This window comes from Staphylococcus sp. GDY8P85P, from assembly GCF_017892405.1.
Lineage (GTDB): Bacteria > Bacillota > Bacilli > Staphylococcales > Staphylococcaceae > Staphylococcus > Staphylococcus borealis.
Genome location: NZ_JAESLA010000054.1, coordinates 1 through 5671, shown reverse-complemented (window position 1 = coordinate 5671; position 5671 = coordinate 1). Strand labels below are relative to the sequence as shown.

At 33.1% G+C, this 5671-nt stretch carries 6 protein-coding genes; 2 read left to right on the top strand and 4 right to left on the bottom strand.

The features are described from left to right. Positions 1-77: 77 nt before the first annotated feature. Positions 78-767 carry a DUF1129 family protein gene (locus KA828_RS11245; protein ID WP_053029998.1) on the top strand — a complete coding sequence of 230 codons (690 nt, stop codon included), beginning with the start codon at positions 78-80 and terminating at the stop codon, positions 765-767. 156 nt (positions 768-923) lie between these two features. On the opposite strand, the gene KA828_RS11240 is transcribed toward KA828_RS11245, so the two are convergent. From KA828_RS11240 to KA828_RS11225, 4 genes are all read right to left on the bottom strand, one after another. Beyond that, positions 924-1412 carry a DUF456 domain-containing protein gene (locus tag KA828_RS11240; protein ID WP_075108277.1) on the bottom strand — a complete coding sequence of 163 codons (489 nt, stop codon included), beginning with the start codon at positions 1410-1412 and terminating at the stop codon, positions 924-926. Beyond that, a complete protein-coding gene (locus KA828_RS11235) occupies positions 1412-2632 on the bottom strand; it encodes an MFS transporter (RefSeq protein ID WP_053030000.1) in 1221 nt (406 codons plus the stop codon). The genes KA828_RS11240 and KA828_RS11235 overlap by 1 nt, the downstream gene beginning before the upstream one ends. Before the next feature lie 46 nt (positions 2633-2678). Next, positions 2679-3533: a LysR family transcriptional regulator gene (locus KA828_RS11230; RefSeq protein ID WP_210126240.1), complete on the bottom strand. Its 855-nt coding sequence runs from the start codon at positions 3531-3533 to the stop codon at positions 2679-2681. A 137-nt stretch (positions 3534-3670) separates the two neighbouring features. Then, positions 3671-4288: a ribonuclease FAU-1 family protein gene (locus KA828_RS11225; protein WP_070854493.1), complete on the bottom strand. Its 618-nt coding sequence runs from the start codon at positions 4286-4288 to the stop codon at positions 3671-3673. Between the two features lie 222 nt (positions 4289-4510). On the opposite strand from KA828_RS11225, the gene KA828_RS11220 reads away from it, so the two are divergent. Next, positions 4511-5614, top strand: a complete 1104-nt coding sequence (locus tag KA828_RS11220) for a 5-methyltetrahydropteroyltriglutamate--homocysteine S-methyltransferase (protein WP_075108279.1) — start codon at positions 4511-4513, stop codon at positions 5612-5614. Positions 5615-5671 lie beyond the last annotated feature (57 nt).

The window sequence follows — 5671 nt, the reverse complement described above, 5'->3', positions numbered from 1 at the left end:
AGGAGTCTGGACTTGACTATATAATAGTCTATTATTTTGAAAAATAAATTAATTTTAAACGTTAAGGAGTTTAGTCAATGAAATCCACTGCGAAATTAGCACGTGAAAATAATGTAAAATCATTGCGACTAAATAATACAGATAGAGAAATCTTTGAGAATTATATGACATACGTTCGTGCTGACTTGAGTGTCAATCCGCATGATAGCGAGGTAATGCTGAGTCGCATATTAAAAAGATTATTAGAAGCTGAGAATGAAGGCACACTCGCATTAGAGTTTTTCGAGCATAATCCTAAAGCACACGCTAAAAAAGAAATTAAATCTTTACCTAATGAAACATTTCAAAATATATTTAAGTATATATTTCGGAATTTTATTTTTTTAATTGGTATTTTTTGTTTCTTCAAAGGGTTTATTGGCTTTTTTATTGGTGGCGATAATAATGAAGTTTACTTATATACATTCCCTATTACTGTTGTTGCAGGGTTATTTATTATTTTTATGTTTATATTAGTCATATTTAAGACTGTCCAACTACAAAGTTTCAACAACTCGCACTGGGTATGGCTATTAAATTACTGTATTATAGCACTATTATTAGTCGCTTTATTTTATGTCTTTTTTATTCCACAATCATTTTTAGCTTTTGGTCCATATGTTCTGATTAGTAATTGGTCATTTATTATTATCTCTGCCATCATTACACCGATTGCTTTTTATATACAACATCATTTCGTGAATAAAGATTCTAATACGAGTTTATAATTTTTAGCATCATTACTTAACATTTACTAAGTAGCGCATGAGCTATCAAAAAAGGTTAAGCATTTTTATCAAAGTTATGCATTTACGTTTCCATTATACTGATTGGCAACGAATCGCTCATTTGATATGAATGACTTAACCTCTTTTTATTGATCATTATCCAACTAAAAACACATCTATAAAGAACCAGATAATCATAATTAGCATAATGAATGCTTGTGCAACTGAACTCGCTAAAAATGCGATTACTGATCCAACACTTGCTTTAAGGGCTTTTCCAAAATCAAAGTCTTGAATTAACTCTACAATAAGTACTGCAATAAACGGTACGATAATAATACCGAATGGTGGAAAAACAAAGCACCCTACGATTACACCTATTAACGCAGCATATTCCCCTAATTTAGAACCACCAAATCGATTTACAAAGTATTTATTCATTAAAAAGTCTGATACTAAGATAAATACAGTAAATAAAATCATGGCAACATAAAATATCCATGATAGCCCTTCTTGAGGAAATCCAAATTGATAAATTAAGAAGCCTACCCATAGTACAAGTACTGATGGAATAATTGGCTTAATTAGACCTACAAAAGCTAAAACAAATGATAATAGTATTAAAATCCATAAAACAACTTCCATTATTTAACTGTCACATCCGCTTCCGTATATTTTTGATCTTTCGTAAAGAAGATTAATATCATTCCTATAAAGATAGATGATGCTGACACGAAGAAGACATTCTCCAAGCCAACCCAATGACTCATTGCCCCACCTAATAAATTTCCGAGTAATTGTCCAATGACCATTGCATTTGCAAATAATGTTGATGCATAACCCGGGAAATCAGGTAGAATATCTTGGAAATAGCTAATACCTAAACCAAGCAATATAGCTAGAAATAGTGCTAAGAAGATTTGTCCAACCATCATGGCATAGATATTTTCAAACACACCAATACTAAAGTAGAAGGCACCACCACTAATGGCACCAATAATTAACAATGTACGTGTAGCCAGTTTAGCTGATAACATTCCTAATATCACCATAAAAGGAACTTCCAAACCTGCACACAAACTGGCTAACGTTCCTACATAACCCTCTTGCTCTTTAAGATAATCCGTTACAAATAATGGCATATTCATTGTGTACATCCATTGCCCTATATGTAATAAAATAAATGCAATGAATGGTACAAAAAGTGTTTTATCCTTAAGCATATTGGGAGCAGTCTTTTCAATATTAGCTGTACCACCAACTTGCTCTTTAGCGGATAAATTTAAATCCTTATAAAAGAAAATTTGTAAAACAAGTGTGAATAATAATATAAAGACGGTGCCACCAAAAAGGCCAGCATATCCCATAAATTGAATTAAATATGCACCAATCAATGGTCCAAACAAGAAACCAAAAGAAAACATTGAACGTAAAACTGTATTTGCAAATTTAGCGTTATTTCTTGAGGAAGAAACATTAATTGATTCACGTGCAGATGCATATAACTGCGGCATTGCTGGGGCAAATAACCCTTGAAAAATAGCGTACACAATAATAAACAACCAAATATGATGAATATAAAAATATATTGAGAAACTAATCGCCCCCATCATTAACGCACTAATGATGAGTACCTTTCTATTTATACTATGTGTATCAGAAAAGCGAGCGACAATAGAATTTACAGTAAATTGACTCACCGCTGCTAAGGCAAGCAAAATACCGAATTGATTGGTTGTCATTCCTAGTTCTTTCGTCGCAAATAGCACAAAGTAAGGCACGGTAATGGCGATACCCATACCTAATAGCATCATATTCACAACGAATAATTTGTAGTTCTTTATATGCAACAATGCTGCAAACATTTTTACTACCCCTATTCTTCTTTGATATAACACATCATTCTAATGATTAGCGAATAAAATTAATCATCAAAGTGACAAATGACTCAACTTGTGGCAACTGTAACATGCTACTGTCATAACTCATAAATGTTGAGCGAATAAGCGGTTGATTATCGATATTCACCTTTTCAAATTCGAACATATTTTTGTCGATATTTCTCATCATGATTTCTGGAAGAATCGTTACGCCTACGCCACTTACTAACATTTCTTTACATGTTGCAACTTGATCCACTGTTATCGTTGCATGAAAATCTTGACCAAGATTTTCATTATACCATTCTTTAATTTGATTAATATAGATAGGATCCGCTTGAAACTCTATGAAAGGCAACTTAGAAACGTCATTTCTTCTTTCTTTCGGGTATATGAAATAATGATCGTCGTCAAAGAGATGTGTATTGGTCAAATTCATGACTTTATTACCTCTCGTAATCATTACGTGATAATCTCTATGATTGGCTTTGATTTGTTCTGTAGAGCCAACTTGCACTTGAATTTCAACGTTCGGAAATTGTGAATTGTATAAACTCAACACTTCAGGTAATAACGTTTGACCAATTAAAGATGAACACCCAATCGAAATTGTGCCATTCACTTCTCCAATATGCGCTTGCATTTTATCGAAAAATAAGCGTTCGCGTTTCAACATATCACGCGCGTGTTCAATAATCATAGCACCTTCAGTGGTAGTGATTAATTGTTTCTTTGTACGAATAAATATATCCACACCAAATGAGTGTTCAATAGCTTTAAGACGTTGTGTTACAGCTGGTTGAGAAATATATAATATCTCTGCTGCTTTACGTAACGTCTTAGTTTCATCGAGTGTAATTAATAATCGATAGTCTTCTATTTTCATAGCTTCCCCCTACTAATGTTTATTCATGAACTTGGCTATGAGCAACACAAAATTTAAGACCGAAACGAAAAATATTAAAACGCATGCCTTGCATTGACTTATTGTTTCGTTTCGCTCCTAATATAAAAGGATTTGTGTTAATATCGTTCCCCTTTATTTAAATGTGGCTTATGATGCTGAATATGTTTTTTATAGGTTTTATTGTAATTTGGTTTCTTCAATTTACCAACCATCTTGTTATAACAATACATGATTCGGTTATTTAAATCGTCGAAATTCTCATTGATTTCAATCATCAATTGATGCGCAATCATATAGGCTTCATGATATTGTTTTTTAGTGATTTGTTCATTTTTTAATGCTAGTTCTAAGTCGTTTTCATCAACGAGTTCATATTCTCCAGTAGATGGTAATACGAGCACATCTAAGAATAAATCCAGTGTTCTAGCATTGCCCTTTTGTGTAATATTTTTAATATTAATATCGAAGTAATACTCCAATGGATTTCCTTTATCATCAAACATTGCAGTAATACTATAACGTTTCTTCTCCGGCAAAATCTGCAACCATTGATAATTGTCATTAGCAACAATTATATTCTGGCCTACTACCGTCACCTCTAAAGGTTCACGAACCTTCTTCATCGTGACCAAGCCAATAATACCCTTAAATCTATTATTATTTACCTTAACTTCTATATAATCACGTTCTAATAGGCGACGCCAGTGACGTTTATCTATATATTTTATTTTCATAAAGCCACCAACTCCTTGTCATTATTATATTAAACTAACCTATTAATGTCATCTTTGGTCGTTTTTATTTGCATTACACACATAAACCCATAAATTTTTTCGATTTTATTTTACTACATCTATTCATTTTTTAGGGATAATTGACAAAAATACTCGTATTTGATAGATTTAAAATTATATTATCTGAAAATTCTAAATAAAATGATAAAGGAGGAATGGTTAATGACCAATAGACCATTTAAAGCAGATCACGTAGGAAGTTTATTACGTCCAAAGCGTTTAAAAGAAGCACGTGCACAATATCAAAATAATACAATTTCAGCCAATGACCTAAAACAAGTAGAAGATGAAGAAATCGAGCGCATTATTGAGAAACAATTAGAAATTGGGTTACATAGCATCACTGATGGCGAATTCCGAAGAAGTTGGTGGCACTTTGATTTCTTAGAGCATATTGACGGTGTGGAAGGTTATACACCTGACCACGGTTTAGAATTTGAAGGCATTGAGACACGTGCACATAATGTGAGAATCGTTGATAAAGTGAAGTATAATCCTAACCATCCTCACTTTGACCATTTTAAATTCTTATATGATAAAGTTGATGGTCGCGCAACTGCAAAAGTTTCTATCCCAAGTCCAAATCAATTATTTCACCCTAACATATTAAACGAAGACATTTATCCAAACATTGAAGATTTTGCTCATGATATTGCTGAAGCTTATCGTCAATCATTGCAACATTTTTACGATTTAGGTGCAAGATACATACAAATTGATGATGTATATTGGGCCGGTTTAACTGAGGGAAGTCAAAAAGTACGCGGACGTCAACGTACGGATGAAGAAAAAGTACAAGCTCGCGAATTGGCATATAAAGTAATCAATCAGGCAGTACAAGGACTTCCGGATGATTTGATTTTAACTACACATATTTGTCGAGGAAATTATCAATCAACGTGGGCGATTTCAGGTGGTTACGAAGCCATTGCGCCTTATTTATTCAAAGAACATTTGGATGGCTTTTTCTTAGAATATGACGATGATCGTTCTGGCGACTTTGAGCCTTTACGTTATTTTAATAAAGATGCATATGCGGTCCTTGGTTTAATCACATCGAAAACACCTAAACTCGAAGACAAAGACTTGATTAAACAACGCATTGAAGAAGCACAACAATATGTTGATTTGGAACATATTTGTTTGAGTCCACAATGCGGGTTTGCCTCTACTGAAGAGGGAAATCAACTCACAGAAGAAGAACAATGGGCTAAATTAGCCTACGTTGTTGAATTAGCAAATGAATTATTAGGTAGCGCTAATTAACGACTTATTAAATTTAAAAGAGTCTGGGACATAATCCCTAGAGAAATAGCCAGTAAA